The 3,491-nt window shown below is 70.1% G+C and carries 5 protein-coding genes; 3 read left to right on the top strand and 2 right to left on the bottom strand.

Annotated elements, in window-relative coordinates; genetic code table 11:
- On the bottom strand, window positions 1–305 hold a 305-nt coding region (locus N878_RS15370; RefSeq protein WP_031303252.1), incomplete at its 3' end, for an MATE family efflux transporter.
- Between the two features lie 149 nt (window positions 306–454).
- Between N878_RS15370 and pdxB the strand changes: the two genes are divergently transcribed.
- The 3 genes from pdxB (at window position 455) to N878_RS15385 (ending at window position 2,693) form a co-directional block, all read left to right on the top strand.
- On the top strand, window positions 455–1,585 hold the full coding sequence (gene pdxB, locus N878_RS15375) for a 4-phosphoerythronate dehydrogenase PdxB (protein ID WP_021444508.1): 1,131 nt from the start codon (window positions 455–457) through the stop codon (window positions 1,583–1,585).
- Window positions 1,586–1,752: 167 nt separating this feature from the next.
- Window positions 1,753–2,238 carry a glutathione peroxidase gene (locus N878_RS15380; protein WP_021444509.1) on the top strand — a complete coding sequence of 162 codons (486 nt, stop codon included), beginning with the start codon at window positions 1,753–1,755 and terminating at the stop codon, window positions 2,236–2,238.
- On the top strand, window positions 2,235–2,693 hold the full coding sequence (locus tag N878_RS15385; RefSeq protein ID WP_021444510.1) for a MarR family winged helix-turn-helix transcriptional regulator: 459 nt from the start codon (window positions 2,235–2,237) through the stop codon (window positions 2,691–2,693). Before N878_RS15380 ends, N878_RS15385 begins: the two co-directional genes overlap by 4 nt.
- Before the next feature lie 43 nt (window positions 2,694–2,736).
- Here N878_RS15385 and N878_RS15390 read toward each other — a convergent pair.
- Window positions 2,737–3,491: response regulator (locus tag N878_RS15390; protein WP_021444511.1), on the bottom strand; the 755-nt coding region annotated here is incomplete at its 5' end.

A 3,491-nucleotide genomic window follows, 5' to 3' on the forward strand; every position in this document is an offset into this window, starting at 1 on the left:
AGGGCCAGCCACAGTGCCTGGCGCACCAGCGGGCCGATGGCCGCCTCCTCGCCGGCGCCGAAGCGCTGCGCCACCTTGGGCGTGGTGGCCAGGAGGATGCCGGTCATCAGCAGGAACACCGGCACCCAGATGGAGTTGCCCAGCGCCACGGCGGCCAGGTCCTGCGGGCTGACCCGCCCGGCCATCAGGGTGTCGACGAAGCCCATGGCGGTGTGCGCCAGCTGGGCGATGATGATCGGCGTGGCCAGGACGAGTAGGCTGCGCAGTTCCGTGCGCACGCGCCCCAGGCGGTTCTCGGCAGACATGAGGGTTCTTCGGTTGGGCGGAAAACCGCGTAGTCTACGCCCTGACGCCTTGGTCAGGAAAGCGCGCCGTGCCGCTCTGCGCGGCGGCATGCGGGGCGACGCTGGCGCCGCGCTGGCATAGAATGGCGGCCTGATCCGCGGAGCCCGCCATGCATATAGTCGCCGACGAAAACATTCCCCTGCTCGACGAGTTCTTCGCCGCCTTCGGCAGCATCCGCCGGCTGCCCGGCCGGGCCATCGCGGCGGCCGATGTGCGCGACGCCGATCTCCTGCTGGTGCGCTCGGTGACCCGCGTCGACCGCGCGCTGCTGGAAGGCAGCCGCGTGCGTTTCGTCGGCACCTGCACCATCGGCACCGATCATCTGGATCTCGACTACTTCGCCGAGGCCGGCATCGCCTGGAGCAGCGCGCCGGGCTGCAACGCCCGCGGCGTGGTGGACTACGTGCTGGGCAGCGTGCTGACCCTGGCCGAGCGCGAAGGCGTCGACCCGGCCACGCGGGTCTATGGCGTGGTCGGGGCAGGGCAGGTCGGCGGGCGCCTGGTCGAGCTGCTGCGCGGCCTGGGCTGGCAGGTGTGGGTGTGCGACCCGCCGCGGCAGGCGGCCGAAGGCGGCGATTTCGTCGACCTCGAGCGGATCGTCGCCGAGTGCGAGGTGATCAGCCTGCATACGCCGCTGGACGCCGGCACCCGCCATCTGTTCGATGGCGCGCGTCTGGCGGCGCTCAAGCCCGGCGCCTGGCTGATCAACGCCAGCCGCGGCGCGGTGGTGGACAACGCCGCGCTGCGTCAGCTGCTGCCGCAGCGGCCGGATCTCAAGGCGGTGCTCGACGTCTGGGAAGGCGAGCCGCAGGCCGACGTCGAACTGGCCGCGCTGTGTCAGCTGGCCACCCCGCATATCGCCGGCTACAGCCTGGACGGCAAGCTGCGCGGCACGGCGCAGATCTACCAGGCCTGCTGCCGCGCCCTCGGCCTGCCCGAACAGGTGCGCCTGGCCGACTTGCTGCCGGCGCCCTGGCTGAGCGAGGTGACGCTGGACGGCACTGCCGACCCGGCCTGGGCGCTGGCTGCCCTGTGCCGCGCGGTGTACGACCCGCGCCGCGACGATGCGGATTTCCGCCGCAGCCTTATCGGCGACGCCGAGGCACGCCGCGCCGGCTTCGACCGTCTGCGCAAGCACTACCCGATGCGCCGCGAACTCGACGGGCTGCGCGTGCGCCTGCAGGGCGAGGCGCCCGAGCTGGCGGCGCTGGTACGGGCGTTGGGGGCTACCCTCGCATAGGGAACCGCCGGGCCGCCCAGGCCGCGCGCACCGATGGTCGAGGGCAAAGGCAGGTGGGGCCGCATGACGCACTATCCATGCGCCTTATCGTTGGGTAATTAAATTGTGCGCAATCTAATTGCTCGCTATTTTGTTTGGCACATCCAGCCCACTTCAGGACGACTCCCATGAGCAACGCACTCTTCGATATCCCGGTCACCACCATCAAGGGTGAGCAGAAGACCCTCGCCGATTTCGGCGGCAAGGCCGTGCTGGTGGTCAACACCGCCAGCAAGTGCGGCTTCACCCCGCAGTACAAGGGCCTGGAAAGCATCTGGCAGCAGTACAAGGACAAGGGCCTGGTGGTGCTGGGCTTTCCCTGCAACCAGTTCGGCAAGCAGGAGCCGGGCGACGAGGGGGCGATTTCCGAGTTCTGCGAGCTGAACTTCGGCGTCAGCTTCCCGCTGTTCAAGAAGGTCGACGTCAATGGCGCCGACGCCCATCCGCTGTTCGTCCAGCTGAAGAAGCGTGCCCCCGGCCTGCTCGGCAGCCAGGGCATCAAGTGGAACTTCACCAAGTTCTTGATCGGCCAGGACGGTCAGGTGATCAAGCGCTTCGCCCCGACCACCAAGCCGGAGGAGCTCTCCAGCGAGATCGAAGCCTTGCTCAAATGACCGCTTTCGATAGCGCCCAACTGCAGCTGGACAACCAGCTGTGCTTCAAGCTCTACGCCGCCTCGCGTGCGGTGATTCGCGCCTACAAGCCGATGCTCGACGCGCTGGGCCTGACCTACCCGCAGTACCTGGCGATGCTGGTGCTCTGGGAATGGCAGGCGCAGGCGCCCGAGCAGCCGACGCTGAAGGCCCTGGGTCAGCGCCTGCAGCTGGACTCCGGCACCCTCACGCCGCTGCTCAAGCGCCTGGAGCAGATGGGCCTGGTGCAACGCCGCCGCGCCGCCCACGACGAGCGCGAGGTGCACCTGGCCTTGAGCGAGGCGGGCAGGGCGTTGCAGGCGCGGGTGGCGCCGCTCAAGGCGCAGCTGCTGTGCCAGTTCGGCGGCGAGGAGCTGGCCGAGCTGGACGGCTTGCGCCAGCGCCTGGATCGCCTGCTGAGCCGGCTCGGCACCTAGGGTGCCGCGGGGCCGCCCAGGTCCTGCGCGCCAGCCGCAGCGCTCAACGCGTGACCGCGGCCGGCAGCCAGGTATCGAGCAGGGCGGCCAGCTCCTCGCGGCGGAAGGGCTTGGCCAGGTAGTCGCTCATGCCGGCGGCGCGGCAGCGTTCACGCTCGTCGGACAGCGCATTGGCGGTCAGTGCGACGATCGGCAGGTCCGGCCAGCGGCCGTTGCGGCGAATCCGCCGGCTGGCCTCATAGCCGTCCATCACCGGCATGTTGCAGTCCATCAGCACCAGGTCGACGGCCTCGCGCTCCAGTAGGTCCAGGGCTTCGCCGCCATGCCCGGCGACCAGCACCTGGCAGCCCAGCTTGGCCAGCATGCCCTTGGCCACCAGCTGGTTGACCGGGTTGTCCTCCACCAGCAGCACCCGCGCCGAGCGCTCGCTCGGCGCCTGGGCGTGGGGTGTGCCGCCGGCGCTCGGCGCATCGCTGTGGAGGATATGGCGGAGCATCTGCAGCAGGCCGGCGCGCGCCAGCGGGCGGGCGATCTGCTGCAGCGGGGCGAGGCGCTGGGCCTGATCAAGGGGCAGGAAGTTGCCGTAGGCGGTGACCAGCAGCACCGGCGTGTTCAGCGTTGGTCGCAGGCCGAGCAGGCATTCCGGGCAGTCGCTGATCAGCAGGTCGGCGTCCACGCCGAGCAGGCTGGCGTCGGTGTCCAGGCGCCGGTAGTGCAGGCCCCAGGCCGGCAGCCACTGGCTGAGCACCTGGTGCAGGCCGCTGCTGGCCGGGGTGAGGGCGACGATGCGGCCGTGCA

The sequence above is a fragment of the Pseudomonas sp. EGD-AK9 genome, assembly GCF_000465935.2.
Classification (GTDB): Bacteria; Pseudomonadota; Gammaproteobacteria; order Pseudomonadales; family Pseudomonadaceae; genus Aquipseudomonas.

What these genes read in the sequence shown, in the direction of transcription:
- N878_RS15380 (WP_021444509.1), top strand. Translation starts at nt 1,753, where the DNA reads ATGAGCAACGCACTCTTCGATATCCCGGTCACCACCATCAAGGGTGAG.
- N878_RS15385 (WP_021444510.1), top strand. Translation starts at nt 2,235, where the DNA reads ATGACCGCTTTCGATAGCGCCCAACTGCAGCTGGACAACCAGCTGTGC.
- pdxB (WP_021444508.1), top strand. Translation starts at nt 455, where the DNA reads ATGCATATAGTCGCCGACGAAAACATTCCCCTGCTCGACGAGTTCTTC.